Below are 26785 nucleotides of genomic sequence, written 5' to 3'. Positions count from 1 at the left end.
AGCCCGCAAGTCATTCGAAAGCCAGAACGGCTACCACTCCAACCACGGGAAATAGCCCCATGCCCAAAGAAAACATCATCGATTGCCCAGCGCTGCACGAGCGCAGCACCAGCTACCCGTTTGGCGACCGAGTGCCGCGCGCGGTCCGAATGCTCAAAACCGTTACCGCCGATCCAATGCCAGGCATAGGGCTCGCCTACATCAAGGGTGATGCACCGGTGGCAAAAGCTGGCCAGACGTATCTGGTGTGGACGAATAGCCACGGCGCCGTCGCAGCGGTGATGCCAGACGGTAGCCACCTTGGCCTGCGCCCTGCCGAGTTCGAGGTCGACGCCTGGCACGACCTCTCGCCAGCTCCAGGAGGATCAGGAACGGCGCTGCATACTGAGCGCTCGACCGTGACAAAGCTGGTAATCACGGGCGCGCCGAGGCTCGACCCGATCACCGTTTTCCTTGAGGACTTCGGCCGCCGCGCCGTCCCAACCGACGACAACCCGAACTACGAAACTGCCCAGGGCAAGATCACCATCAACTGCTGGGACAAGAGTTGGAGCGCGTACTGGGGTGGCATGGGGCCGCGCACCGTGGCGGAGTTTGTCGCCGACTGCGGCTGGGACTACGTCCTCAACTGCCTGGATCGGGGCATCAGTCCCACGGTATTCAGTGGCAACGCGCTGCACGCCCTTGCAAAGAAGTGCATCGTTCAGCGTCGGCGGCAACAGACCGGACGCCACGATTGGGAACTTGGCGATCTGAGCAAAAGCGAAGCCCGACAGCTTTGGGATGACATCGACGTTCTGCTCAGCATCGAAAGCCCAAGCGAGTGCTGGCATCAGAGCGCGCTGCTGACCTTGCTGTTCGGGGACGAATGGCATTATCCCCTCGACGGGAAGGCCGTCGAGGAGAACCACGATTACACCTACCTGCGCCTGATTGTTGAAGCTGTGCAGCAAGCACTGCGCCAACAAAAAGCGGCGCCGGCATTCGAGCCTAATTACCAGCGCATGTTCATGACGGCAATTGAGAGCCTGGCTGTGATCGACAAATCCCTGGGCATCTCGGAGGAAACGCACATCGTAGGCGGAGCGGGCCCGGCGCTGCACGAAATCAAGAAGTTGAAGGACGAAAACCAGCGACTCACGGGCGAGCGCGACGCCCTGCAGCAGCGCCTGAACGCAGCGGATCAGCAGGTTGATGAGTTGGGGTCCCAACCGCTCGAAAGCCGCAAGATCACGCTGTCAGGTTGTGAGTTCAGCGAGCATGAGTTGGTCGGTCAAGCTGTTAGAGCTGCGACCGGAACTCACCGGCGCGGCACTCAGCGCTGGGTAGCGATAATGGACGCTTTCTGTTGCGGGTCTGGAGTCGCGCATGCACTCTGCCGTCGATTCGGATTCGATCCTGACGAAATGGTGAAGCCATGATCGATCTCAAGAGTCTGTCGCCCGCCGCGCGCTGTGCGGCGATGCGCGGCGGAACCTCTGACTGGGGGCAGGTTGGTGGTCTGCCAGGGCACATACGGTATATCGAGCAGCGGCCAAAGCGACGTGGGCGCAAACCAAAATGCTCATGCGGGTGCGGAACATCGAAGACGCACTTGGGCTTCGCCAATGGTGTGTGCCTGGTAAGTGGCTGCGAGTTCCGTGTCCGGCGCTGGGTCAAGGCGGGCAACACTCCATGTACGAAGCGGTAACTCCCTATCCTTTCAAAGTCAGCCGCTATAGCGGCAAGGACGAAGTCATGTCTGAAGAAAAGCAACAAACAGGGCCAGACCACTTTCGCTACGTCGACCACATCGGTCCGGAAGGCGTAACTATCGTCTGCCGAAAATTCGTTGTGATCCGGGAAAGCGAGCATTGCTACTGGATCGTTCCCGAAGGCTCGGAAGGATGGGCGCGGGCGAGGCAGACGGCCACAGGAAAGACCTTCAAGGACGCGAAGCGGGTATCGAAGGATTCGTGGCGGCGATTCGCGTACCCAGAAAAAGAAAAAGCGCTCGCCTCCTACAAGGCGCGCAAACGGCACCAACTTGGGCACGCTGAGCTTGCCCTTGAGCGTGCGAAAGCAGTTCTGGCCGACATCAAAGAAATTGAGGCGATCAACGACGAGCATCTGTGCTCGGGCGGCGACTACATCAAACAGCTCAACTGGACGGACTGCTGATGACCATTTCAACCAAACCGAAAGAACGGCCGATTCTGTTCTCGGCCCCGATGGTGCGCGCCATTCTGGATGGCCGGAAGACGGTCACTCGGCGGCCGGTGAAAGGCGCCGGCCTGAAATGGCTAGAAGAATTCACGCCTGAGTACGTCGCAGACCCGGCGAACAGCCTCTGCCCCTTCGGCAAGCCCGGCGACCGACTGTATGTCCGCGAGACGTTCAATCGCACCAACCCTGGCGGGGCGGAAGGCGTTTATTACTACCGCGCTGACGGGGAGTTCCCGAAGTGCATCGGCGGTGGGAAGTTCACCGATAGCGAGTCATGGAAGCCTTCGATTCACATGCCGCGGGCGGCAAGCCGCATCCTGCTGGAGATCACCGACGTGCGCGTCGAGCGGCTGCAGGACATCACCTACGAACAGGCCGTCGCTGAAGGTGTTCACCGCGGCCCCCTCCGCGAATGGTGTGCGAGCGACGAAGGCGGGGCCTGCCACAAGTACCCGGTACCAGCCTTCCGTGATCTGTGGCAATCGACTGGCGGCGACTGGGACGCCAACCCGTGGGTCTGGGTCGTCGAGTTCAAACGGGTGCAGCCATGATCAGCAAGTGCGTACTCGGCTACGCCCTCTTCTTCTGGCTTCCATTGGTACTGACCATAAAGGCGGTGATCGGATGAGCAATCTAATGCGTGATGAGTTTGAGGAGTGGGCCGCCGAGGAGGCCGAAGTGCGCGGAGTCGGAACGCTTCTCGGGCTTATGAAGGATGAGCACCACGACCGTTATTCAATGATTTGGACACAAACCGCATGGGTGGCTTGGCAGGCTTCTCGCGCTGCGATGGTGGTCGAGTTGCCGCCTCCATATCCAGAGCCTGATGAGCCAGAAGAAGCCATCGACGACAGTTACATGGACGCCTACCACGCAGCGAAAGGTATGCGACATGCCTGCTCTAAAGCCATCGAAGCCGCCGGCCTAAGGGTGAAATTATGATCTTCGCCCCGCTCTACATGGTCTACCTCATCTACAAGGGGCCGTGGCGATGAGTCGTTTTGTTGCGGTGATTCACGGCTGGCATGTGCACAGCAACGGATTCAACGTGCACGAACTCGATTCCATCACCATGGAGGATGCGCAGAAGGAAGCTTGCTGGCTGAAGGATAAGCGCGATGCCGACTTCGAAAGATGCGCATATGTGGTCGTCCCGATCGATGACACCGAATACCTCCCCCGTCGCCTGACTTGGCGCGAGCGAATCACAGGCCGCCTCGGCGCCACTTCGTAACCCCTCCCCCAACTCAACAGCCTGCCGGTGTACGGCGGGCGAGGTATTCGTGCATGTTCGAAATCATCAAAGCTTGGTGGTCCCGCAATGTTTTCCGGGCGAACCCATGGCACGACAAGTTCGTGCTGCTGAACTTCATTGATCTGTACTACAAAGGCCAGCGCGACAGCGTCCTGGGTATCACGCTGAACTCCGGCGATCAGGGCGACTACCCGGGCAACAAGCTGGTACTCCAGATTTGGAAGTACTCAGCCTGGATCAAGATCCCCAACATCATCAAGCCGTGGGCTGAGCAGCACACCTTCACCAGCCTGAGCCCTGAAGCGGAAGCCAAGCGAATTGCAGAGCATGGGCACCTTAATTACTACGAATACCACTCTCGCCAGTTCGGCTTCCACCTAACCACTCACGGGATCCATACCAACTTCGGCCCGAGCACTTGGGATTCCAAGACCACGAAGTCTCGCTATCACTCGTTCCCATGGCGCGAGTTCGATCTGGTGCGCCATGTCATCTGCGACGCTTCGGGCATCGAACACACCGAAAAGGGAAAGGGTGTCAGCCTCGACTACAAGGAAAGGTCAGCTATCAAGGACGCCATGCCGCGCTACGTCTTCCTGCTTCAGGACTACGACGGCGAGGACATCCGGGCCTATTGCTACATGGAGAAGCGCGTATACCGCGTAGGCACTGGCTGGGTGAAGAAGTATTTCGGCGCGCTGCGACCCACTCGAACGTTCGTCCAGCTTGAAATCTCGTTCGATGGCGAGACCGGCCCCGAGAAAGGGTCGTGGAAAGGCGGAACGATCGGCACAGGTAGCCGGGCAGAGAAAGGCGAAAAGCACGACGCCCAGTTCCTGATCGAGAAATATTGCGCCGGAACGCATCGCGCCAAAGGCTCCCAATACCAGATGACCCTGGTGCGCCGCGAGCCAGACGCACCCTACACCAACGAGACTTATCGAAAGGCTTCGGCCGAGCGTCGCGGCGAAACTTACGCCCCACTCGCATAACCCATCACCACCTTCTGCCGCCACGCGCGGCATGGAGCATCACATGAGCAAAGTCACCCTGGATGAATGGGCGGCGGCCGAGTTCAAGACGCCGCCCAGCCCCAACACGTTGCGCAAATGGGCGCGCGAAGGCCGGATCGCGCCAGCACCGGTGAAGCACGGGCGCAGCTACTATGTAGACTCCAACGCCCACTATCAGGAACCTGACCAGCAACCAATCCGCATTGTCGGCGGCAGCCTGATCAGCAGAATAGAGAGAGCACGCAATGGCGCCCAGGCCGCGTAACACAGGGTCAAAGGATCTTCCCCCGAATCTCTACCGCAAGACCGACGCCCGCAACGGCGTCACTTATTACACCTACCGCGACCCGATCAGTGGTCGCGTGTTCGGTCTGGGCAAGGACAAAGAAGCAGCGATCCGTGAGGCGGTCGCTGCGAATCACGCCGACGCCATCAAGCCAACGCTGACCGAGCGCATCAGTGCGCCGGCGCCAGCACCGGGCAAACTGTTCTCGGAATGGCTGGATGAATACCGCGATCTGTTCGCAGAGCGCAAGCTGTCCGCCAGCAGCAACAAAAACGTGCGCATGCGGATCAACCGGTTGGACGCCGAGTTCGGTTCGAAAGGGATCAAGGAAATCACAACGATGGAAGTGGCTGATTACCTGACAGGTATGGCCAAACAAGGAAAGGCGCAGATGGCCAGGGCGATGCGCTCGCTGTTGCGAGACGTGTTCGTCGAGGCTCAGGCGCGGGGGTGGGCAGACACCAACCCGGTCGAGATTACCAAGGCGGCGCGGGTGAACATCAAGCGCGAACGGCTGACGCTGGAACTGTGGCAGGCTATTTACGCCGAGGCGGCGAAGCCATGGCTTCGCAGGGCAATGGAGCTGGCAGTGCTGACCGGTCAGCGCCGCGACGATATCGCCTCGATGCTGTTCAAGGATGTGCACGACGGCTTCCTGCATGTCGTGCAGTCCAAGACCGGCGCGCGCCTGCGGATCAAAATGGAGTTGCGGCTGGACTCGGTCGGGCTGGACCTCTCAACCGTCATCAAGCAATGCCGCGATCGCGTTCTGTCACAACACCTGGTGCATCATGCGCAGGCGTCGGGCCGGGCGAAGGCTGGTCAACCTGTCGTGCTGGACACGCTCAGTTCGGCATTTGCCGAGGCTCGGGACAAAGCCGGCGCGAAGCTGGGGATAACTTTCGGGCGGCAACCGCCGTCCTTCCATGAACAGCGATCACTTGCCGCGCGCCTTCATGAACTCGAAGGCCGTGATGCCCAGAAACTGCTCGGGCACCGTTCGGCCGCCATGACTGACGTGTATCGCGACAGTCGAGGCGCTGAGTGGATCGACGTGGCATAATCACCGGCTGAATTTTGGGGCGATATTGGGGAAGTTTTGGGGAGGATTTTATGCCCAACGAAATCAAGCACTTACAGCTTTACGGCATCAAAGCCTGCGACACCATGAAGAAGGCGCGCACCTGGCTCGATGAACACGCTGTCAGCTACGACTTTCACGACTACAAAACCGCCGGTATCGACCGTGAGCACCTGACCCAATGGTGCAACGAGCACGGCTGGCAAACGGTGTTGAACCGTGCCGGCACGACCTTTCGCAAACTCGACGACGAACGTAAAGCCGATCTCGACCAGTCGAAAGCCATCGAACTGATGCTCGCTCAACCCTCGATGATCAAGCGCCCGGTGCTCGATCTCGGTGACCGAACCCTGATTGGCTTCAAGCCAGACATCTACGCGGCCGCACTCAAGTAAGCAGCCCGTCACTTATTGCTAGAGGTATTCACATGTCCAACTCTCTGTTCAGCATCGCCTTTGGTGTCGGCACGCAAAACCGTCAAGGTGCCTGGCTGGAAGTGTTCTACGCCCAGCCACTGCTCAACCCGTCGGCAGAACTGGTCGCTGCCGTTGCGCCGATCCTCGGCTACACCGAAGGCAACCAGGCCATCACCTTCACCACCGCCCAGGCTGCGCAACTGGCTGAAGCGGTCAAAGGCATCGACGCCGTTCAAGGCAAACTGCTGACCCGTCTGGCCGAAAGCCACAAGCCACTGGTCGCCACTCTGCTGGCCGAAGACGCACAGCTGACCTCGACGCCAGAGGCGTACCTGAAGCTGCACCTGCTGTCCCATCGTCTGGTCAAGCCGCACGGCGTGAGCCTGGCCGGGATCTTCCCGCTGCTGCCGAACGTGGCCTGGACCAGCCAGGGCGCGATCGACCTGAGCGAACTGGCCGAGCTGCAACTCGAAGCCCGCCTGCGCGGCGAGCTGCTGGAAGTGTTCTCGGTGGACAAGTTCCCGAAAATGACCGACTACGTGGTGCCGGCCGGCGTGCGTATCGCTGACGCCGCGCGCCTGCGTCTGGGTGCGTACGTGGGCGAAGGCACCACCGTGATGCACGAAGGCTTCATCAACTTCAACGCCGGCACCGAAGGCCCGGGCATGATCGAAGGCCGCGTTTCCGCTGGCGTATTCGTTGGCAAGGGCTCGGACCTGGGCGGCGGTTGCTCGACCATGGGCACTCTGTCAGGCGGCGGAAACATCGTAATCAAGGTTGGCGAAGGCTGCCTGATCGGCGCCAACGCCGGTATCGGTATTCCATTGGGCGACCGCAACACTGTCGAGTCGGGCCTGTACGTGACCGCCGGCACCAAAGTCGCGCTGCTGGACGAGCACAACAACCTGGTCAAGGTTGTAAAAGCCCGTGAGCTGGCCGGCCAGACCGACCTGCTGTTCCGTCGCAATTCGGAAACCGGTGCCGTGGAGTGCAAAACCCACAAATCGGCGATCGAGCTGAACGAAGCGCTGCACGCGCACAACTAAGCAGCCGTACGATCCCCCTGTGAGAGCGAGCTTGCTCGCGAAGGCGTCCGGTCAGTCAACAACAGAGCTGAATGACACGACGCTTTCGCGAGCAAGCTCGCTCCCACAAGGTTCGATGTACCCCCGCCCAAGTTCACAGGGCTGAACCTATGATGATTCCCTCCCCCTGGCGCGCCGACTTTCCGGCCATCGCCGCCCTGCAACGGCAAGACCAGACCTATCTGGACAACGCCGCCACCACGCAAAAACCCCAGGCCCTGCTTGACGCACTGACGCATTACTACGCCAACGGCGCGGCCAATGTGCATCGTGCGCAGCATCTGCCCGGCGCCCACGCCACGCAGGCGTTCGAAGACAGTCGGCTCAAGGTAGCCCAGTGGCTAAATGCCGGTGACAGCGGGCAGATCATCTTCACCCACGGCGCCACCAGCGCGCTGAATCTCCTGGCCTATGGCCTGGAACCTCTTTTCCACCCGGGCGATGAAATTGTCATCAGCGCCGTGGAGCATCACGCCAACCTGCTGCCGTGGCAGCAACTGGCGCAGCGTCGCGAGCTGAAACTGGTGATCCTGCCACTGGACGAAGACGGCGTGATCGACCTCGGCGCCGCTGTGCGCCTGATCAATCCGCGTACCCGCTTGCTGGCGGTCAGTCAGCTGTCCAACGTGCTTGGTGCCTGGCAACCCTTGCCGGCGCTGCTGGCGATGGCCAAGGCGCACAACGCGCTGACCGTAGTCGATGGCGCCCAGGGTGTGGTGCACGGTCGGCACGACGTGCAGGCGCTCGGTTGCGACTTCTATGTGTTTTCCAGCCACAAGCTGTACGGCCCTGATGGCCTCGGCGTGCTGTTCGGGCGCAACAAGGCGCTTGAGCAACTGCAGCCGTGGCAGTTCGGCGGCGAAATGGTCCTGGAAGCCAATTATCACGATGCACGCTTCCGCCCTGCCCCGCTGGGTTTCGAAGCGGGCACACCGCCGATCGCCAGTGTGATCGGCCTCGGCGCGACCCTCGACTATTTGGCCGGGCTGGATCAGGACGCGGTATCGGCCCATGAAGCGGCGCTGCACGCCTACCTGCTGCAAGGTCTGGCCGCGCGTAACGGCATTCGTCTGCTGGGCAAGCCGCAACTGGCGCTGGCCAGTTTTATCGTCGAGGGTGTGCACAACGCCGATCTGGCACACCTGCTCACCGAGCAAGGCATTGCCGTGCGCGCCGGGCATCACTGCGCCATGCCGTTGCTGAAAAGCTTCGAACTGGCCGGGGCGATCCGCGTGTCGCTGGCACTGTACAACGACTCCGAGGATCTGGAGCGTTTCTTCGACGCGCTGGATCAGGCCTTGGAGTTGCTGCGATGAACCTGCCGCTCGCCGCCGCCGAAGCGCTGCAGACCTTTCAGAATGCCGCTGGTTGGGAACAACGCGCACGGTTGCTGATGCAGTTTGGCGATCGTCTGCCGCCGCTGAATGACGCGGACAAATGCGAAGCCAACCGGGTGCATGGCTGTGAGAGTCAAGTGTGGCTGGTGGGTGAGCTGCAGGACGGCCACTGGCAGTTCAGCGCTGCCAGCGATGCGCGGATGATTCGCGGGCTGGTGGCGTTGTTGCTGTTGCGGGTCAACGGTTTGAGCGCTGTCGAGTTGCAGCAAGTGGACCTGTCGGACTGGTTCAATCAGCTGGGACTGTCGCGGCAGTTGTCGCCGTCGCGCAGTAATGGCTTGAATGCCGTGCTCCAGCGGATGAATGAGTTGGCCGGTTAATCGCCATCGCTGGCAAGCCAGCTCCCACAGGGTTCGATGGTGTTCATAGATGCGGTGAAATTACCCAATAACTGTGGGAGCTGGCTTGCCAGCGATGAGGTCATCAGCCTCACAGATCAAACCTGAGGTTTTACTCGGTCAGCCGGCCGCCGCACACCCGCCACAATCTTGTCCACCGCCTTGGTCGCCGCGACCATGCCGAACGTCGCCGTGACCATCATCACCGCGCCAAACCCGCCGGCGCAGTCGAGCTTCACCCCGTCGCCGACAAAACTCTTCTGCAAGCAGATGCTGCCATCCGGTTTCGGATAGCGCAGTTGCTCGGTGGAAAACACGCACGGCACGCTGTAATGACGGGTCACCGTACGCGAGAAGCCATAGTCGCGACGCAACGTCGAACGCACTTTCGAGGCCAGTGGATCGTTGAACGTGCGGTTGAGGTCGCAGACCTGAATCAGCGTCGGATCGATCTGCCCGCCGGCACCGCCGGTGGTGATGATCTGGATCTTGCGCCGCTTGCACCAGGCAATCAGCGCAGCCTTGGCGTTGACCGCGTCGATGCAGTCGATCACGCAGTCGATGTTCGGTGTGATGTATTCGGCCATGGTGTCGCGGGTGACGAAATCCGCCACCGCGTGCACGGTGCAATCCGGGTTGATCCCGCGCAGACGCTCGGCCATCACCTCGACCTTGGGTTTGCCGACGGTGCTGTCCAGTGCGTGCAACTGGCGGTTGGCGTTGCTGACGCAGACGTCGTCGAGGTCGAACAGCGAAATCTCACCCACGCCACAGCGGGCCATGGCTTCCGCCGCCCAGGAACCAACGCCACCGACGCCGACAATCGCCACATGGGCCGCACGCAGGCGCTCGAGGCCCTCGATGCCATACAAACGGGCGATGCCTGCAAACCGCGGATCTTCTGTACTCATGACCATTACCCCAAAAACCGGCGCGCATTATAGGGCCGTCGACGGCCAAGAGCATCTTTGACGCTATGAACGGTGAACGCAGGCGTTTTCACACAACCTTTGTGGCGAGGGAGCTTGCTCCCGCCGGGTCGCGAAGCGGCCCTCAAAAAGCGGCCTGCTTCGCAGTCCAGCGGGAGCAAGCTCCCTCGCCACCGGGAATTGCTATAACTGAATAACAAAGTTTTCTCTTACAAGCTGTTACTAAAGAACTTAAATCAGGTTGGACTGCCCAATGTCGGGCATTTCCCTGTCCGGTGTACGAGCAGTGAACTGCCGGTGTAGGATTCGCGCCCTTTTGGCGCTTGCCAACCGTTCCTTCGTTCCACAGCCTTTGGAACCCGAAATAGCTATGTCATCGCGTAAATTTGGTCTCAACCTGGTGGTGGTTCTGGCAATCGCCGCCCTGTTCACCGGTTTCTGGGCGCTGATCAACCGCCCGGTCTCCGCGCCCAACTGGCCGGAGCAGATCTCCGGTTTCTCTTATTCGCCATTCCAGCAGGGCCAATTCCCGCAGAAGGATCAATATCCGACTGACGATGAAATGCGCCGCGACCTGGAGATCATGAGCAAGCTGACGGACAACATCCGCATCTATTCGGTTGACGGTTCGCTGCAGGACATCCCGAAACTGGCGGAAGAGTTTGGTCTGCGCGTGACCCTCGGGATCTGGATCAGCCCCGATCAGGAACGCAACGAGCGCGAGATCCAGCGCGCCATCGAACTGGCCAACACCTCGCGCAGCGTGGTGCGGGTGGTGGTCGGTAACGAGGCGATTTTCCGCAAGGAAATCACCGCCGAACAACTGAGCGTGCTGCTGGATCGCGTGCGCGCAGCGGTGAAAGTGCCGGTGACCACCTCCGAGCAATGGCACGTCTGGGAAGAACACCCGGAACTGGCCAAACACGTCGACCTGATCGCCGCGCACGTGCTGCCTTACTGGGAATTCATTCCGGTGGACAAGGCCGGGCAGTTCGTCTTCGACCGCGCCCGCGACCTGAAAAAGCTGTTCCCGAAAAAACCGTTGCTGCTGTCCGAAGTCGGCTGGCCGAGCAACGGGCGCATGCGCGGTGGCGCCGATGCGTCGCCGGCGGATCAGGCGATCTACCTGCGCACGCTGGTCAACAAACTCAACCGTCAGGGCTTCAACTACTTCGTGATTGAAGCCTTCGACCAGCCGTGGAAGGCCAGTGACGAAGGTTCGGTCGGCGCCTACTGGGGCGTGTTCAACGCCGCGCGCCAGCAGAAATTCAACTTCGAAGGCCCGGTCGTCGCCATCCCGCAATGGCGCGTGCTGGCCATCGGTTCGGTGGTGCTGGCGCTGTTGTCGCTGACCCTGCTGATGATCGACGGCTCGGCCCTGCGTCAGCGCGGCCGGACCTTCCTGACCTTTATCGCGTTCCTTTGCGGTTCGGTGCTGGTGTGGATCGGCTACGACTACAGCCAGCAATACAGCACGTGGTTCAGCCTGACGGTGGGTTTCCTCCTGGCGTTGGGTGCGCTCGGGGTGTTCATCGTGTTGCTGACCGAGGCGCATGAACTGGCCGAAGCCGTGTGGATTCACAAGCGTCGGCGGGAATTCCTGCCGGTGATCGGTGATTCGGACTACCGGCCGAAAGTCTCGATCCACGTGCCTTGCTACAACGAGCCGCCGGACATGGTCAAACAGACCCTCGACGCCCTCGCGGCCCTCGATTACCCGGACTATGAAGTCCTGATCATCGACAACAACACCAAGGACCCGGCAGTCTGGGAACCGGTGCGCGACTACTGCGCGACCCTCGGCCCGCGCTTCAAGTTCTTCCACGTCTCGCCCCTGGCCGGGTTCAAGGGCGGCGCGCTGAACTACCTGATTCCGCACACCGCCAAGGACGCCGAAGTGATCGCGGTGATCGACTCCGACTACTGCGTACACCCGAACTGGCTCAAGCACATGGTGCCGCACTTCGCCGACCCGAAAATCGCCGTGGTGCAGTCGCCGCAGGATTACCGCGACCAGAACGAAAGCACCTTCAAGAAGCTCTGCTACGCCGAATACAAAGGCTTCTTCCACATCGGCATGGTCACCCGTAACGACCGCGACGCGATCATCCAGCACGGCACCATGACCATGACCCGCCGTTCGGTTCTGGAAGAGCTGGGCTGGGCCGACTGGTGCATCTGTGAAGACGCCGAACTCGGCCTGCGCGTGTTCGAGAAAGGCCTGTCGGCGGCGTATTACCACGACAGCTACGGCAAGGGTCTGATGCCAGACACCTTCATCGACTTCAAGAAGCAGCGTTTCCGCTGGGCCTACGGCGCGATCCAGATCATCAAGCGCCACACCCGCAGCCTGCTGCGCGGCAAGGACACCGAGCTGACCCGCGGCCAGCGTTACCACTTCCTCGCGGGCTGGTTGCCGTGGGTGGCGGACGGCATGAACATTTTCTTCACCGTCGGCGCGTTGTTGTGGTCAGCGGCGATGATCATCGTGCCGCAACGGGTCGATCCGCCGCTGCTGATTTTCGCCATCCCGCCGCTGGCGCTGTTCGTGTTCAAGGTCGGCAAGATCATCTTCCTCTACCGTCGCGCCGTCGGCGTGAACCTCAAGGATGCGTTCTGCGCGGCATTGGCCGGACTGGCGTTGTCGCACACCATCGCCAAAGCGGTGCTGTATGGCTTCTTCACCAGCAGCATTCCGTTCTTCCGCACGCCGAAAAATGCCGACAACCACGGCTTCTGGGTGGCGATTTCCGAAGCGCGGGAAGAGCTGTTCATCATGCTGCTGTTGTGGGGCGCGGCGCTGGGGATCTACCTGGTGCAAGGCATTCCGAGCAACGACATGCGCTTCTGGGTGGCGATGCTGCTGGTGCAGTCGCTGCCGTACGTCGCGGCGCTGATCATGGCATTCCTCTCGTCGCTGCCAAAACCGGCGGCGGAGCCTGAACCGGCCGCTGCTTGATCAGTTATTGTTGAACGTCAAACGGCGGCCTTCGGGCCGCCGTTTTGCATTAGAATGGTCGCCTTTTTCAATGCCAACACATCCTGTAGGAGCTGCCGCAGGCTGCGATCCTTTGATCTTGCTGTAGATTTGAAAAAACAAAATCAAAAGATCGCAGCCTGCGGCAGCTCCTACAGGTTTACCGTGCGCACCCCGGAGTTATTACATGACGGCCCACGCCGACCTTTCGCCGACCCTCCAACTCGCCATCGACCTGATCCGCCGTCCGTCCGTGACGCCGGTCGACGCCGATTGCCAGAAGCAGATGATGCAGCGCCTGGGCGATGCCGGTTTCACCCTCGAACCGATGCGCATCGAAGATGTGGATAACTTCTGGGCCACCCACGGCAACGACGACGGCCCGGTGCTGTGCTTCGCCGGCCACACCGACGTGGTGCCGACCGGTCCGGTGACGGCCTGGCAGATCGACCCGTTCAACGCCGTCATCGATGAACACGGCATGCTCTGTGGCCGTGGTGCGGCGGACATGAAAGGCAGCCTGGCATCGATGACCGTCGCCGCCGAGCGTTTCGTTGCCGACTACCCGAATCACAAGGGCAAGGTCGCGTTCCTCATCACCAGCGACGAAGAAGGCCCGGCACACCACGGCACCAAAGCGGTGGTTGAACGTCTGGTGGCGCGCAAGGAACGTCTGGACTGGTGCATCGTCGGCGAACCGTCTAGCACCACGCTGGTCGGTGACGTGGTGAAAAACGGGCGTCGCGGCTCGCTGGGCGCCAAGCTCACCGTGCGCGGCGTGCAGGGTCACGTGGCCTACCCGCATCTGGCGAAGAACCCGATCCACCTCGCCGCCCCGGCCTTGGCCGAACTGGCCGCCGAGCATTGGGATCACGGCAACGATTTCTTCCCGCCGACCAGTTTCCAGATTTCCAACCTCAACTCCGGCACCGGCGCGACCAACGTGATTCCGGGTGATCTGGTGGCGGTGTTCAATTTCCGCTTCTCCACCGAATCCACCGTCGAAGGCCTGCAGAAACGCGTGGCCGACATCCTCGACAAACACAACCTGGACTGGCACATCGACTGGGCGCTGTCCGGCCTGCCATTCCTCACCGAGCCGGGCGCGCTGCTCGACGCGGTGTCGTCGAGCATCAAGGACATCACCGGCCGCGAAACCCACGCGTCGACCAGCGGCGGGACTTCCGACGGTCGTTTCATCGCGACCATGGGTACGCAAGTGGTTGAGCTGGGGCCGGTCAACGCGACCATTCACCAGGTCAACGAGCGTGTGCTGGCGGCCGATCTCGACGTGCTGACCGAGATCTACTACCAGACCCTGATCAAGTTGCTCGCCTGATGCTCGCGTGCCCGATCTGCAGTGAACCGCTGAACAGCGTCGATAACGGTGTGGTCTGCCCCGCCGGCCACCGCTTCGACCGCGCGCGTCAGGGCTACCTGAACCTGTTGCCGGTGCAGCACAAGAACAGCCGCGATCCTGGCGACAACCAGGCGATGGTCGAGGCGCGCCGCGACTTCCTGAATGCCGGGCATTACGCGCCAGTGGCCAAGCGTCTGGCCGAGCTGGCGGCGGGTTATGCGCCGGCACGCTGGGTCGATATCGGTTGCGGTGAGGGTTACTACACCGCGCAGATCGCCGAGGCCTTGCCAGGCGCGGATGGCTACGCGCTGGACATCTCGCGCGAGGCGGTGAAACGCGCCTGCAAGCGTAATCCGGCAATCACCTGGTTGATCGCCAGCATGGCCCGCGTGCCATTGGCGTCGGGCAGTTGCCAGTTTCTCGCCAGCGTTTTCAGTCCGCTGGACTGGGAGGAAGCCAAGCGCCTGCTCAGCGTCGGTGGCGGCCTGATGAAAGTCGGCCCGACCAGCGGCCACCTGATGGAACTGCGCGAACGCCTGTACGACGAAGTGCGCGAATACACCGACGACAAGCATCTGGCATTAGTGCCCGAAGGCATGGCGCTGGCGCACAGTGAAACCCTGGAATTCAAACTGACGCTGGACAAGCCCGAGGACCGCGCCAACCTGTTGGCGATGACACCCCACGGCTGGCGCGCCAGTGCCGAACGCCGCGCCGCAGTGATCGAACAGCCCGAGCCGTTCGTGACCACCGTGTCGATGCGCTACGATTATTTCGTTCTTCAATAACTTTTGGTCTCGGGCGAGCGCCCGGGGCCGGCTAAATCCGCGAATGGATTTTTCAGACCCGCAGTGAGGACATCCATGCGCCAACCGGATATCGAGATTTACCTGAAAGACGCCGACGTCGACCACAAGGCGATTTCCGCCTGGCTCGGTGAGGCTCTGGGCCCGTGCAGCGATTGGGTACAGAAAGGCCAGACCTACAAGTGCAAGGCCGGCAACATCCCGGTGACGTGGCTGCCGAAGGCCGTGGGCAAATGGAACAGCCTGTACCTGGAAAGCGACGCGACCCCATGGGACGACGACATCGCCTGCGCCCGTGCAGCTTTCGCCGCGCTGAACGTGGAAGTGCGTTGCGCACCGGGCACGTGGGTCGAGGAAGAAGGTGAGGAAACGGCGGATCGCTGGATTCGCATCAGCGCCGACGGTGAAGAAGAAATCACCTGGAAGACTGCCTGAAAGCAAAAGATCGCAGCCTTCGGCAGCTCCTACAGGGGAATGCATTCCAAACTGTAGGAGCTGCCGCAGGCTGCGATCTTTTGATCTTGAAAGTTACAGGCCTACAACATCCTCAGCCTGCAAACCCTTCTGCCCTTCCACCACCGCGTATTCAACCTGCTGACCCTCGGTCAGCGAACGGTGTCCTTCGCCGCGGATCGCGCGGTAGTGCACGAACACGTCCACCCCGTCGTTGCGCTGAATGAAGCCGTAGCCCTTGGCGTCGTTGAACCACTTCACATTGCCGGTTTCACGTGTTGCCATCTGTTCATACTCCTTTTTTATTATTGAACAGGCTTTTCGCAGGAAAGCCTTTGCGGAACGTCAGCCTGCGCCCGACGTCCATAAAGGGCCCCGGCGACAGATTGCCGAGTATATGACAGGCGCAAAAACTCTCAACAGGAGATTACTTCGCCGCTTTTTTGCCGATTTTCGGTGAATACGGCAAACTGTCGACCGCCCGAGCATCTGCTCGGTTTTATCAACTCACGCAGAAGCCGTATGACCCGTTCCCCGTTCCGCCGTCTAGTGTTTGGCACCTTGCGCCGACTGTTGTACCTCTGGGTTCGCTCGGAGACGATCAACCAGTCGTCGCTCACCCTCAACCTCGACCGCAGTCGCCCGGTGTTCTACGTCCTGCAAAACCCCTCGCTGACTGATCTGGCGGTGGTCGACACCGAGTGCACCAAGGCCGGTCTGCCGCGTCCGGTGCTGCCAGTGTCGGTGGGGCCGTTGATCGAACCGGCGGCGTTTTTCTACCTGACGCCGGACCCGGACTGGCTTGGCCGTCAGGACAAGCGCGGTGCACCGCCGACCCTGACCCGTCTGGTCAGCGCCCTGACCCAGAACGCCGCCGAAGACGCGCAGATCATTCCGGTAAGCGTGTTCTGGGGCCAGTCGCCGGACAGCGAAAACAGTCCGTGGAAGCTGCTGTTCGCCGACAGCTGGGCCGTCACCGGGCGCCTGCGTCGGCTGCTGAGCATCATCGTTCTGGGGCGCAAGACCCGTGTGCAGTTCTCCGCGCCGATCCACCTGCGCGAACTGATCGAACACAACAAGGGCCACGAACGCACCGTGCGCATGGCCCAGCGCATCCTGCGCGTGCACTTCCGCAACCTGAAGGCGGCAGTGATCGGCCCGGACATCTCGCACCGGCGCAATCTGGTCAAGGGTCTGCTCAATCAACCACTGGTCAAGCAAGCAATCGTCGAAGAAGCCGAACGCGAGAACATTTCCCTGGAAAAAGCCAAGGCCCAGGCCCTGCGCTACGGCAACGAGATCGCTTCGGACTACACCTACACCGCGATCCGTTTCCTCGAAGTGGTGCTGAGCTGGTTCTGGAACAAGATCTACGACGGGATCAAGGTCAACCACATCGAAGGCGTGCAGAAGGTCGCTCAGGGTCACGAAGTGATCTACGTGCCGTGCCACCGCAGCCACATCGACTACCTGCTGCTGTCGTACCTGCTGTTTCGCAACGGCCTGACCCCGCCGCACATTGCCGCCGGGATCAACCTGAACATGCCGGTGATCGGCAGCCTGCTGCGCCGTGGCGGCGCGTTCTTCATGCGCCGCACGTTCAAGGGCAATCCGCTGTACACCTCGGTGTTCAATGAATACCTGCACACCCTGTTCACCAAAGGTTTCCCGGTCGAGTACTTCGTCGAGGGCGGCCGCTCGCGCACCGGGCGCATGTTGCAACCGAAAACCGGCATGCTCGCGATCACAATGCGCAGCTTCCTGCGCTCATCGCGGATGCCGATCGTCTTCGTGCCGGTGTACATCGGTTACGAGCGCGTGCTGGAAGGTCGCACCTACCTTGGCGAACTGCGTGGTGCGAGCAAGAAGAAAGAGTCGATCTTCGACATCTTCAAAGTCATCGGCGCGCTCAAGCAGCGCTTCGGTCAGGTCGCGGTGAACTTCGGTGAACCGATCAAACTCGCAGAATTCCTCGACGCTGAGCAACCGGACTGGCGCCAGCAGGCACTCGGCCCGCAGTACAAACCGGCCTGGCTCAACGAAACCACCAACCGCCTCGGCGAGAAAGTCGCGCAGCACCTGAACGAAGCGGCGGCAATCAACCCGGTCAATCTGGTGGCGCTGGCGCTGCTGTCCACCACCCGCCTGGCACTGGACGATCGGGCCATGGCGCGGGTGCTGGATCTGTATCTGGCGCTGCTGCGCAAAGTCCCGTACTCGCCGCACACGACCCTGCCGGAAGGCGACGGCCGCGCGCTGATCGAGCATGTGAAGGACATGGATTTGCTGTCCGAGCAAAACGATGCGCTGGGCAAGATTCTGTATCTGGACGAGCAGAACGCCGTCCTGATGACCTACTACCGCAACAACGTGCTGCACATCTTCGCCTTGCCGGCGCTGCTGGCGAGCTTCTTCCAGAGCACTTCGCGCATGAGCCGCGAGCAGATCCTGCGCTACACCCGCGCGCTGTATCCGTACTTGCAGTCGGAGCTGTTCATCCGCTGGAGCCTGGAGGAACTGGACGCAGTAATCGATCAATGGCTGGAAGCGTTCGTCGAGCAAGGCCTGCTGCGTTTCGAAAAGGACGTGTACCTGCGCCCCGCTCCAAGTTCGCGGCACTTTGTGCTGCTGACCCTGCTGTCGAAAAGCATCGCGCAGACCCTGCAGCGCTTCTACATGACCGTCTCGCTGCTGCTCAACGCCGGGCAGAACAGCATCAGCGCCGAAGAGCTGGAAGACCTGTGCACGGTCATGGCCCAGCGCCTGTCAATCCTGCACGGCCTGAATGCCCCGGAGTTCTTCGACAAGAGTCTGTTCCGTCATTTCATCCAGACGATGCTCGACCTCGACGTCCTGCGCCGCGACGAAGCCGGCAAGTTGAGCTACCACGAACTGCTCGGCGAACTGGCGGAGGGCGCAGCCAAACGCGTATTGCCGGCGGAGATTCGCCTGTCGATTCGTCAGGTGGCGCTGCATCGCAGTGAAGATGCAGCGGATCAGATCACGCCACTGCCTGAGGCTTGATGCATTACCCCGGTGGGAGCGAGCCTGCTCGCGAAGACGGCTGATCAGTCACTGGAAATATTGACTGAATCACCGCATTCGCGAGCAGGCTCGCTCCCACATTGAAAGGAGCTCTACCCATGAAAAAACTGTTGACCCTCGCCGCCGCCACCCTTCTCAGCGCCTGCCAATCAACCACACCCGCCGGCAAGGTCGGTCTCGACGGTGAAGTGTTCTACCTGCAACGCATCGCCCTGCCACCGAGCGCGACACTGAGCGTGAGCTTGCAGGACGTATCGCTGGCCGACGCTCCGGCGGTGGTCCTCGACGAGCAGAAAGGCCCGGTCAAAGGCCAGGTGCCGCTGCCGTTCCACTTGAGTTACGATCCGGCCCAGGTCAAAGCCGGTCACCGCTACTCGGTCAGCGCGCGCATCGAGGTCAACGGTGAGCTGATGTTCATCACCACCGAGAACCACGCCGTGCAACTGGACGGTAATGATCCGCAGCCGCTGAAAATCCGCGTCGACGCCATTCGCTAACTGTCTTTCAAGGAAGCTGCCATGCTCCGCCCTACCCTTCGCTTCGCCAGCCTGTGCGCGGGCCTGATGATCTCTGCCAGCGCCCTGGCGCTGTCGCTCAGCGACCTCTCGCAACAAGACGCCACCGGCGGCCTCAAGGACGCCTTGACCCAGGGCGCGCAAATCGCCGTCAAACAACTCGGCACCCCGGGCGGCTTCAGCAACAACCCGGAGGTGAAAATCGAACTGCCGGGCAAACTCGGCAAAGTCGCCGGCAAGATGAAAGCCTTCGGCATGGGCGCCCAGGTCGACGAACTCGAAACCGCCATGAACAAGGCCGCCGAAAGCGCCGTGACCCAGGCCCAGCCGATCCTCGTCGACGCCGTGAAGAAAATGACCGTGGCCGACGCCAAGGGCATCCTCAGCGGCGGCACCGACTCGGCCACCCAATACCTGGACAAAACCAGCCGCGAACAGATCCGCGCCAGGTTCCTGCCGATCGTCAAACAAGCCACCGACAAAGTCGGCGTAGCGCAAAAGTACAACGCCTTCGCCGGCCAGGCCGCGACCTTGGGCGTGGTGGATGCGAAAAGCGCCAACGTCGAAAGCTACGTCACCGAGCAGGCACTGAACGGCCTGTTCGAAATGATCGGCAAACAGGAAGAAACCATCCGCAAGAACCCGGCGGCTGCGGCGACTGGCCTTGCCAAGAAAGTGTTCGGCACATTGTAATTTTTGCCGCTGCACGCAAAAGCCCGCTGAACCTGTGAAGGTCGGCGGGCTTTTTATTGTGGGTTAGCCTTGCGGATCGACTTGATCAAGGACGCGGTTTACCGACAGCTCAACGAGCGAAATCATCTGCTGAATGCCCAGAAGCTGACTGCACGTCGAGCCGCTCAGGGTAAACGCCAACTCACTGGCCATGACATTGGCCGAGGCCAGCGTTTCACAGGCATGGGCCAGCATTAAATACAACCTGACTCAATGTAGGAGCTGCCGAAGGCTGCGATTTTTTGATCTTGCTTTTGATTTTGAAAAGCCAGGATCAAAAGATCGCAGCCTTCGGCAGCTCCTACAGGAGATTGGGTGCGGGCAGTTGGAGATTGGTCGGCTGTCAGGCCGCCTTCGCTGGCAAGCCAGCTCCCACAGTGGGGTTGGAGGTGGTCAGTTGGAAACCGGTCGGCCCGTAGGCCGCCATCGCTGGCAGGCCAGCTTCCACAAGATCAAGATCAAAAGATCGCAGCCTTCGGCAGCTCCTACAGGAGATTGGGTGCGGGCAGTTGGAGATTGGTCGGCTGTCAGGCCGCCTTCGCTGGCAAGCCAGCTCCCACAAGATCAAAAGATCGCAGCCTCCGGCAGCTCCTGCAGGAGATTGGGTGTGGTCTGTTGAAGATTGGTCGGCTGTCAGGCCGCCTTCGCTGGCAAGTCAGCTCCCACAAAAATCAACAGCAGACCGCATCCGCTTCTCACCACTCAACAGGATGAGCGTTAGCTCGGCTGCAGCTCTTGATCTTGCCGTGCCGGCCCCATCGGCAGGCTGAGTGGAGGGGTTTATCCGGGGGTGGGAGCGCAGCGACCGTTCGACGCAGTCGAACACATCGAGAGGAGGTGCAGCGAAGCAAACCGGAGGCGATGCCCCCGGATAAACCCCGCAACGAAGGAACCCGAGCCTGAGCGAGGGCCGTACGCCGGGGCCCAGCGTTTTGGTTACTTTTGGGCGTCTGCAAAAGTGACTCGCCGTAAGGGCGAAACCGCCAGCCGCAACACCCGAAGCAACGGATAAACACCCAAAACCCCAGGAGCATGGTCGGCCCAAAGGCCGCCAAGTCCAAAAGCCTCACCCCTCCCGGCGCACTCGGAACCAGGCCGCATACAAAGCAGGCAAAAACAAAAGCGTCAAAGCCGTAGCCACAATCAACCCCCCCATAATCGCCACCGCCATCGGCCCAAAAAACACACTGCGCGACAAAGGAATCATCGCCAGCACCGCCGCCAAAGCCGTCAACACGATCGGCCGAAACCGCCGCACCGTCGCCTCGATAATCGCCTCCCAAGGCGTCAGCCCCGAAGCAATATCCTGCTCGATCTGATCAACCAGAATCACCGAGTTGCGCATGATCATCCCCGACAGCGCGATCGTCCCCAGCATCGCCACAAACCCGAACGGCTGACGGAACACCATCAGAAACAACACCACCCCGATCAACCCCAACGGCGCCGTCAGAAACACCATCGCCGTGCGCGAGAAGCTACGCAATTGCACCATCAGCAACGTCAACACCACCACGATAAACATCGGCACCCCGGCATTCACCGACTTCTGCCCACGCTCCGAATCCTCCACCGTGCCGCCGACATCCAACAGATACCCGTCAGGCAATTCGGCACGGATCGGATCCAGCGTCGGAGCGATCTGCTTCACCAGCGTCGCCGGCTGCTCCTTACCGTAAATGTCCGCCCGCACCGTCACGGTTGGCAGACGATTACGGTGCCAGATAATCCCTTCCTCAAACCCGTACTCCAACGTGGCAATCTGCGACAACGCCACACTGCGACCGTTATCGGTCGGTACCGCCAGACTCGGCAGCAACGACAACTCGGTGCGCTCATGCACCGTGCCGCGCAACAGGATCTCGATCAGCTCGTTGTCCTCGCGGTACTGACTGACACTCGAACCAGTCAGCGAGCTCTGGAGGAATTTCGCCAGATTGGCCGTGCTCACACCGAGCGCCCGGGCGCGGTCCTGATCGATGTTCAGGTACACCACTTTGCTCGGTTCTTCCCAGTCCAGGTGCACGTTGACCACGTGCGGGTTCTCGCGAACCTTGGCCGCCACTTTACGCGCCAGCGCACGGACTTCCTCGATGTGCTCACCGGTGACGCGGAACTGCACCGGGTAGCCCACCGGCGGACCGTTTTCCAGACGCGTGACCCGTGAGCGCAGGGCCGGGAATTGCTCGTTGAGGGTTTCGATCAACCAGGTGCGCAGGGTCTCGCGCTCCTCGATGTTTTTCGCCAATACCACAAACTGGGCGAAGCTCGCCGCCGGCAGTTGCTGATCCAGCGGCAGGTAGAAACGCGGCGAACCGGTGCCGACATACACCACATAGTTATCGATGCCGGCGTGATCTTTGAGCATCGCTTCCAGGCGTTTGACCTCGGCCGTGGTGTTGGCCAGCGACGCCCCTTCGGCCAACTTCAGATCGACCATCAACTCCAGTCGATTGGAGGCCGGGAAGAACTGCTGCGGGACGAAACGGAACAGCATCACCGACGCGATGAACAGCCCCACCGTCAGCACGATCACGGTTTTGCGATGCGCCACGCACCACTCCACCAGACGCCGCACCCGTTGATAGAACGGCGTGCCATACGGGTCGGCTTGCCCGTCAGCTGTGCCGTGTTTGGCCGCATGAATTTTCGCCAGATCTGGCAGGAGTTTTTCCCCCAGATACGGCACGAACATCACCGCCGCGACCCATGACGCGAGCAAGGCGATGGTCACCACCTGGAAGATCGAACGGGTGTATTCACCGGTGCCGGACTGCGCGGTGGCAATCGGCAGAAACCCGGCGGCGGTGATCAGCGTACCGGTGAGCATCGGGAACGCGGTGCTGGTCCAGGCATAGCTCGCGGCCTTGATCCGGTCGAAGCCCTGCTCCATTTTGATCGCCATCATTTCCACGGCGATGATCGCGTCGTCCACCAGCAAGCCCAGCGCCAGCACCAGCGCGCCGAGCGAGATTTTGTGCAGACCGATGCCGAGGTAATACATGCAGGCGAAGGTCATCGCCAGCACCAGCGGAATGGTCAACGCGACCACCATGCCGGTGCGCACGCCGAGGGAGAAGAAGCTCACCAGCAACACAATCGCCAGCGCCTCGACCAGCACCTGGACGAACTCGCCGACCCCGGTCTTTACCGCCGCCGGTTGGTCGGAGACTTTGCGCAGTTGCATGCCGGCCGGGAGGTTTTTCTGCAGGCGCGAGAACTCGCCTTCCAGCGCTTTGCCCAGCACCAGAATGTCGCCACCGTCCTTCATCGCGACAGCGAGGCCAATGGCGTCTTCGCCCATGAAGCGCATGCGTGGCGCCGGAGGGTCGTTGAAACCGCGATGCACATCGGCGACATCGGAGATACGGAACGTCCGGTCACCGACGCGGATCGGGAAGTTCTTAATCTCCTCGACCGTTTGAAAATTCCCCGAGACCCGCAGTTGCACACGTTCGCTGCCGGTTTCAAAGAACCCCGCAGTGGACACCGCGTTCTGCTCTTCCAGCGCTTGCTGCACCGCCGCCAGTGGCAAACCGAGGGTGGCGAGTTTGACGTTGGACAGCTCGACCCAGATTTTCTCGTCCTGCAAACCGAGCAGGTCGACCTTGCCGACATCCTTGACCCGCTGCAGCTGGATCTGGATGCGGTCGGCGTAATCCTTGAGCACTGCGTAATCGAAACCGTCGCCGGTCAGCGCGTAAATATTGCCGAACGTGGTGCCGAATTCATCGTTGAAAAACGGTCCCTGAATCCCCGGCGGCAAGGTCTGGCGAATGTCGCTGACCTTCTTGCGCACCTGATACCAGAGGTCCGGAATTTCCTTGGAGTGCATCGAGTCGCGGGCAATGAAGGTGACCTGCGACTCGCCGGGGCGAGAGAACGACACGATGCGCTCGTACTCGCCGGTTTCCATCAGTTTCTTTTCGATGCGTTCGGTGACCTGCCGCGAGACTTCCTGTGCGGTCGCCCCCGGCCAGCGGGTCTGGATGACCATGGCCTTGAAGGTGAACGGCGGGTCTTCGCTCTGGCCGAGTTTGGTGTAGGACAAGGCCCCGACGATGGCCAGCAAAAGCATCAGGAACAGGACGATCTGGCGATTACGCAACGCCCATTCGGAAAGGTTGAAGCGCATCGGAACTTACTCCTTGTCCGCCAGATTGACCACACGGTTGGAGCGATCCACAGGCCGCACCTGCTGACCGTCGAGCAATACGTGAACCCCGGCGGCGACTACCCAGTCGCTGGCATTCAAGCCTTCGAGCACCGGCACACTTTTCTCGCCGAACGGGCCGATGCGCACTGGCGTCTTCTTCAGGGTGTTGTTGGCGCTGACGACCCAGACATAGGTCGCACCGTTCTCGGCAGTCAGGGCCGAAAGCGGTACTGACAGCGGCACACTGTCTGCCGATTGCACGAACACCCGAGCGCTCTGCCCGAGTTCAGCCGGGACTTTGCCGCTGGTGAACGAGATGCGCGCGGCGAAGGTACGGGATTTCGGATCGGCCGCCGGCGACAGCTCACGAATCTGCCCGGAGAAGCGCTGGTTCTGCTGGGTCCACAGTTCAACGGTCACTGGCTGGCCGACCTTGAACCGCCCGAAGCTCTGCTCCGGGAGGCTGATCGACACTTCCCGCTCGCCGTCGGTGGCGAGGGTAAACACGGTTTGTCCGGCGGCGACCACCTGCCCGACTTCCACCGAACGCTTGGCCACCACGCCGTCCTGCGGCGCGCGCAGCACGGCGTAACTGGCCTGGTTGGTCGAGACGTTGAATTCGGCTTTGATTTGCTTGAGGCGGGCTTCGCCGGAGCGGTAGAGGTTTTCCGCGTTGTCGTAGGCAGAACGGCTGACCATCTGCCGTTCCATCAAGGTTTTGTAGCGGTCACGCTCAGCGCGCACCAGGTTCAGATTGGCTTCAGCGGCGGCGACCTGGGCGCGAGTGGCTTCCAGTTGCAGGCGTACGTCCTGCGGATCGAGCTCGGCCAATGGTTGATCAGCCTTCACGCGCTGGCCTTCCTCGACCAGTCGTCGGCTGACTTTGCCGCCAATGCGGAACGCCAGATCGGGTTCGTAGCGGGCGCGAACCTCACCCGGATAACTTTCCATCGCCTGCGCCGAAGGCTCTGGCTGCACCACCATGGCCGGTCGAACGCTGACTGACGTCGCCTCTTCCTGACCGCATGCGGACAATAAAACAGCCAGACTGACTGGCACGGCAAAGGACAACGCATAGCGGAACATGGTGACGGACCTTTCGCTTATGGTGCTTGGAATATTTATACTGGCCGGTATGGTATTAATAGCAAACTCACCAGTCCAGTATTAAAAGCGAAGAATGTCGAACAATCTTTCAGCTCCAAACGGCCCGGGCCGTCCGAAGGATCCGGCCAAGCGCCGGGCAATCCTCGATGCGGCGAAAACCCTGTTTCTGAGTCACGGCTACGCCAACACCAGCATGGACGCGGTCGCCGCCGAGGCGGGCGTGTCGAAACTGACGGTTTACAGCCACTTCAACGACAAGGAGACGCTGTTCTCCTCCGCGGTAATGGCCAAATGCGAGGAGCAGTTACCGCCGCTGTTCTTCGAATTGCCCGCCGGCATCCCCGTGGAAAATGTGTTGCTGAACATTGCCCGGGGCTTTCATCAGCTGATCAACAGCGACGAGTCGGTGAATTTGCATCGCTTGATTATGGCGCTGGGCACCCAGGATCCGAAGCTGTCGCAGATCTTCTTCGACGCTGGCCCCGAACGCATGGTGCAAGGCATGGAGCGGCTGCTCAAACGCATCGACGAGACCGGCGTGCTGAGCATCGACCTGCCGCGCAATGCCGCCGAGCATTTCTTCTGCCTGCTCAAGGGTGCGGGGAATTTTCGTTTGCTGTATTGCTGCGGTGAGCCGCTGAGCGAAGAAGCGGCAGAGAGTCATGTGCAGGAAGTGGTGGGGTTGTTCATGCGGGCGTATCGGCCCTGATTTTTTTAGCGCCTGATCTGACGTCATCGCTGGCAAGCCAGCTCCCACATTGATCGTGCTGAACACAAATTGTGCGAACGACACAAAAACTTGTGGGAGCTGGCTTGCCAGCGATTGGGGCGAATAGGTCTCAGGCCTTGAGTGCTTTCTTCGGGTAGATGTCATACCGACTGGATTTGCCATCCAGCGCATGGCTCGGCTTCGGCCCCTCGATGCACGGCGCCTTGCGCGGGCGCTTGACCACCACCCGGTGTGTCGCCAGGGCCAGCGCCGCTTCGAGCAACGCCGGCGCATCCGGATCATCCCCGACCAGCGGCCGGAACAGGCGCATCTCTTTCTTCACCAGCGCCGTCTTCTCGCGGTGCGGGAACATCGGGTCGAGGTAGATCACCTGCGGTGGCTCGCCTTGCCAATTGCGCATCACCTCGATGGAGTTGCCCTTGAGCAGCTTCATCCGCGCGACAATCGGCGCCACGTCGAAATCTTCCGCCGCCCGCGCCAGACCATCCTCCAGCAACGCCGCGATCAGCGGCTGGCGCTCGATCAGGCTCATCTCGCAGCCCAGACTGGCCAGCACGAACGCGTCCTTGCCCAGCCCCGCCGTGGCGTCCAGCACCCGAGGGCGCACGCCTTGGGCAATGCCAACCGCCTTGGCGATCATCTGTCCGCTGCCGCCGCCGTACAGACGCCGGTGCGCCGCGCCCCCCTCGACAAAGTCCACCCGCACCGGTCCCGGCGCATCCGGGCCGAGCTGCTGCAGCTGCAAACCCTGCTCGCCGACCTGCAAGGCGAACTCGCCGTCGTCCACCTGCAGCGGCAGGCCCAGGCGCTCCGCCCATTGCTCGGCTTGCGCTTCAAACGTCGGGCCGAGGGCCTGGACATGGATGCGGCAGGCCGCGGGTTGCTCAATCATGAAAACA

25 protein-coding genes and 1 pseudogene are annotated in these 26785 nt (G+C 61.1%); 20 read left to right on the top strand and 6 right to left on the bottom strand.

Going from position 1 to position 26785, the window contains the following annotated elements; genetic code table 11:
- The first annotated feature begins 59 nt into the window (after positions 1 to 59).
- The 12 genes from L6D63_RS23730 to L6D63_RS23670 all read left to right on the top strand — a co-directional run bounded on the left by L6D63_RS23730 (position 60) and on the right by L6D63_RS23670 (position 9058).
- A complete protein-coding gene (locus tag L6D63_RS23730) occupies positions 60 to 1421 on the top strand; it encodes a phiTE_072 family protein (protein WP_236170402.1) in 1362 nt (453 codons plus the stop codon).
- 253 nt (positions 1422 to 1674) lie between these two features.
- On the top strand, positions 1675 to 2160 hold the full coding sequence (locus L6D63_RS23725) for a hypothetical protein (protein ID WP_236170401.1): 486 nt from the start codon (positions 1675 to 1677) through the stop codon (positions 2158 to 2160).
- A complete protein-coding gene (locus tag L6D63_RS23720; protein WP_236170400.1) occupies positions 2160 to 2756 on the top strand; it encodes an ASCH domain-containing protein in 597 nt (198 codons plus the stop codon). The genes L6D63_RS23725 and L6D63_RS23720 overlap by 1 nt, the downstream gene beginning before the upstream one ends.
- 73 nt (positions 2757 to 2829) lie before the next feature.
- Entirely contained in the window at positions 2830 to 3147 is a 318-nt protein-coding gene (locus tag L6D63_RS23715) for a phiTE_015 family protein (protein ID WP_131671911.1), read from the top strand.
- 49 nt (positions 3148 to 3196) lie between these two features.
- Positions 3197 to 3439, top strand: coding sequence for a hypothetical protein (locus tag L6D63_RS23710; protein ID WP_131671910.1), 243 nt, complete (start codon positions 3197 to 3199; stop codon positions 3437 to 3439).
- Positions 3440 to 3492: 53 nt separating this feature from the next.
- On the top strand, positions 3493 to 4452 hold the full coding sequence (locus tag L6D63_RS23705) for a hypothetical protein (protein WP_236170399.1): 960 nt from the start codon (positions 3493 to 3495) through the stop codon (positions 4450 to 4452).
- Between the two features lie 43 nt (positions 4453 to 4495).
- Positions 4496 to 4738: an excisionase gene (locus L6D63_RS23700; RefSeq protein WP_083352033.1), complete on the top strand. Its 243-nt coding sequence runs from the start codon at positions 4496 to 4498 to the stop codon at positions 4736 to 4738.
- On the top strand, positions 4719 to 5822 hold the full coding sequence (locus L6D63_RS23695) for a phage integrase Arm DNA-binding domain-containing protein (RefSeq protein ID WP_131671908.1): 1104 nt from the start codon (positions 4719 to 4721) through the stop codon (positions 5820 to 5822). Before L6D63_RS23700 ends, L6D63_RS23695 begins: the two co-directional genes overlap by 20 nt.
- 50 nt (positions 5823 to 5872) lie before the next feature.
- Entirely contained in the window at positions 5873 to 6235 is a 363-nt protein-coding gene (locus L6D63_RS23690) for an ArsC family reductase (protein ID WP_121183906.1), read from the top strand.
- Between the two features lie 32 nt (positions 6236 to 6267).
- Complete coding sequence (gene dapD / locus L6D63_RS23685) at positions 6268 to 7302, top strand: 2,3,4,5-tetrahydropyridine-2,6-dicarboxylate N-succinyltransferase (protein ID WP_007954762.1); 1035 nt, start codon at positions 6268 to 6270, stop codon at positions 7300 to 7302.
- 149 nt (positions 7303 to 7451) lie between these two features.
- A complete protein-coding gene (locus tag L6D63_RS23675) occupies positions 7452 to 8657 on the top strand; it encodes an aminotransferase class V-fold PLP-dependent enzyme (protein ID WP_131671907.1) in 1206 nt (401 codons plus the stop codon).
- The gene (locus L6D63_RS23670; protein ID WP_131671906.1) at positions 8654 to 9058 is read left to right on the top strand and encodes a SufE family protein; all 405 of its coding nucleotides are present in this window, start codon (positions 8654 to 8656) and stop codon (positions 9056 to 9058) included. Before L6D63_RS23675 ends, L6D63_RS23670 begins: the two co-directional genes overlap by 4 nt.
- 116 nt (positions 9059 to 9174) lie before the next feature.
- On the opposite strand, the gene tcdA is transcribed toward L6D63_RS23670, so the two are convergent.
- Complete coding sequence (tcdA, locus tag L6D63_RS23665; protein WP_003222099.1) at positions 9175 to 9993, bottom strand: tRNA cyclic N6-threonylcarbamoyladenosine(37) synthase TcdA; 819 nt, start codon at positions 9991 to 9993, stop codon at positions 9175 to 9177.
- A gap of 382 nt (positions 9994 to 10375) precedes the next feature.
- Here tcdA and L6D63_RS23660 point away from each other — a divergent pair, with 382 nt between their 5' ends.
- The 4 genes from L6D63_RS23660 to L6D63_RS23645 all read left to right on the top strand — a co-directional run bounded on the left by L6D63_RS23660 (position 10376) and on the right by L6D63_RS23645 (position 15583).
- Positions 10376 to 12964, top strand: coding sequence for a glycosyltransferase (locus tag L6D63_RS23660; RefSeq protein ID WP_095667400.1), 2589 nt, complete (start codon positions 10376 to 10378; stop codon positions 12962 to 12964).
- A 205-nt stretch (positions 12965 to 13169) separates the two neighbouring features.
- Positions 13170 to 14321, top strand: a complete 1152-nt coding sequence (gene dapE / locus L6D63_RS23655; protein ID WP_041072365.1) for a succinyl-diaminopimelate desuccinylase — start codon at positions 13170 to 13172, stop codon at positions 14319 to 14321.
- A complete protein-coding gene (locus L6D63_RS23650) occupies positions 14321 to 15130 on the top strand; it encodes a putative RNA methyltransferase (protein WP_131671905.1) in 810 nt (269 codons plus the stop codon). Before dapE ends, L6D63_RS23650 begins: the two co-directional genes overlap by 1 nt.
- Before the next feature lie 75 nt (positions 15131 to 15205).
- Positions 15206 to 15583, top strand: a complete 378-nt coding sequence (locus L6D63_RS23645; RefSeq protein ID WP_007964251.1) for a hypothetical protein — start codon at positions 15206 to 15208, stop codon at positions 15581 to 15583.
- Between the two features lie 93 nt (positions 15584 to 15676).
- Here L6D63_RS23645 and L6D63_RS23640 read toward each other — a convergent pair whose 3' ends face one another.
- Positions 15677 to 15886, bottom strand: a complete 210-nt coding sequence (locus tag L6D63_RS23640; protein ID WP_047291846.1) for a cold shock domain-containing protein — start codon at positions 15884 to 15886, stop codon at positions 15677 to 15679.
- A gap of 237 nt (positions 15887 to 16123) precedes the next feature.
- On the opposite strand from L6D63_RS23640, the gene plsB reads away from it, so the two are divergent.
- The 3 genes from plsB to L6D63_RS23625 all read left to right on the top strand — a co-directional run bounded on the left by plsB (position 16124) and on the right by L6D63_RS23625 (position 19854).
- Positions 16124 to 18625 carry a glycerol-3-phosphate 1-O-acyltransferase PlsB gene (gene plsB, locus L6D63_RS23635; protein WP_047291844.1) on the top strand — a complete coding sequence of 834 codons (2502 nt, stop codon included), beginning with the start codon at positions 16124 to 16126 and terminating at the stop codon, positions 18623 to 18625.
- Positions 18626 to 18744: 119 nt separating this feature from the next.
- Positions 18745 to 19143 (top strand): YbaY family lipoprotein, encoded by a 399-nt coding sequence (locus tag L6D63_RS23630; RefSeq protein WP_131671904.1) that lies wholly within the window; start codon positions 18745 to 18747, stop codon positions 19141 to 19143.
- Between the two features lie 21 nt (positions 19144 to 19164).
- Positions 19165 to 19854 (top strand): DUF4197 domain-containing protein, encoded by a 690-nt coding sequence (locus L6D63_RS23625; RefSeq protein ID WP_047291840.1) that lies wholly within the window; start codon positions 19165 to 19167, stop codon positions 19852 to 19854.
- Positions 19855 to 19917: 63 nt separating this feature from the next.
- On the opposite strand, the pseudogene L6D63_RS23620 reads toward L6D63_RS23625, so the two are convergent.
- From L6D63_RS23620 to L6D63_RS23610, 3 genes and pseudogenes are all read right to left on the bottom strand, one after another.
- Positions 19918 to 20088: pseudogene (locus tag L6D63_RS23620) on the bottom strand (DUF6124 family protein); the annotation flags it as partial.
- 871 nt (positions 20089 to 20959) lie between these two features.
- Positions 20960 to 24028 carry an efflux RND transporter permease subunit gene (locus tag L6D63_RS23615; RefSeq protein ID WP_131671903.1) on the bottom strand — a complete coding sequence of 1023 codons (3069 nt, stop codon included), beginning with the start codon at positions 24026 to 24028 and terminating at the stop codon, positions 20960 to 20962.
- Positions 24029 to 24034: 6 nt separating this feature from the next.
- Positions 24035 to 25135 carry an efflux RND transporter periplasmic adaptor subunit gene (locus tag L6D63_RS23610; RefSeq protein ID WP_131671902.1) on the bottom strand — a complete coding sequence of 367 codons (1101 nt, stop codon included), beginning with the start codon at positions 25133 to 25135 and terminating at the stop codon, positions 24035 to 24037.
- Positions 25136 to 25229: 94 nt separating this feature from the next.
- On the opposite strand from L6D63_RS23610, the gene L6D63_RS23605 reads away from it, so the two are divergent.
- Positions 25230 to 25865 carry a TetR/AcrR family transcriptional regulator gene (locus L6D63_RS23605; RefSeq protein ID WP_131671901.1) on the top strand — a complete coding sequence of 212 codons (636 nt, stop codon included), beginning with the start codon at positions 25230 to 25232 and terminating at the stop codon, positions 25863 to 25865.
- A gap of 130 nt (positions 25866 to 25995) precedes the next feature.
- Here the strand turns inward: L6D63_RS23605 and L6D63_RS23600 are convergent, their stop codons facing one another.
- Positions 25996 to 26778: a class I SAM-dependent methyltransferase gene (locus tag L6D63_RS23600; RefSeq protein ID WP_121183892.1), complete on the bottom strand. Its 783-nt coding sequence runs from the start codon at positions 26776 to 26778 to the stop codon at positions 25996 to 25998.
- Positions 26779 to 26785: the final 7 nt, after the last annotated feature.

Origin of the sequence: Pseudomonas parakoreensis (genome assembly GCF_021602155.1) — a bacterium.
In the GTDB taxonomy this organism is placed as follows: domain Bacteria; phylum Pseudomonadota; class Gammaproteobacteria; order Pseudomonadales; family Pseudomonadaceae; genus Aquipseudomonas; species Aquipseudomonas parakoreensis.
Note: the sequence above shows the minus strand (reverse complement) of the source record. Positions and strands in the feature narration are given on the sequence as shown.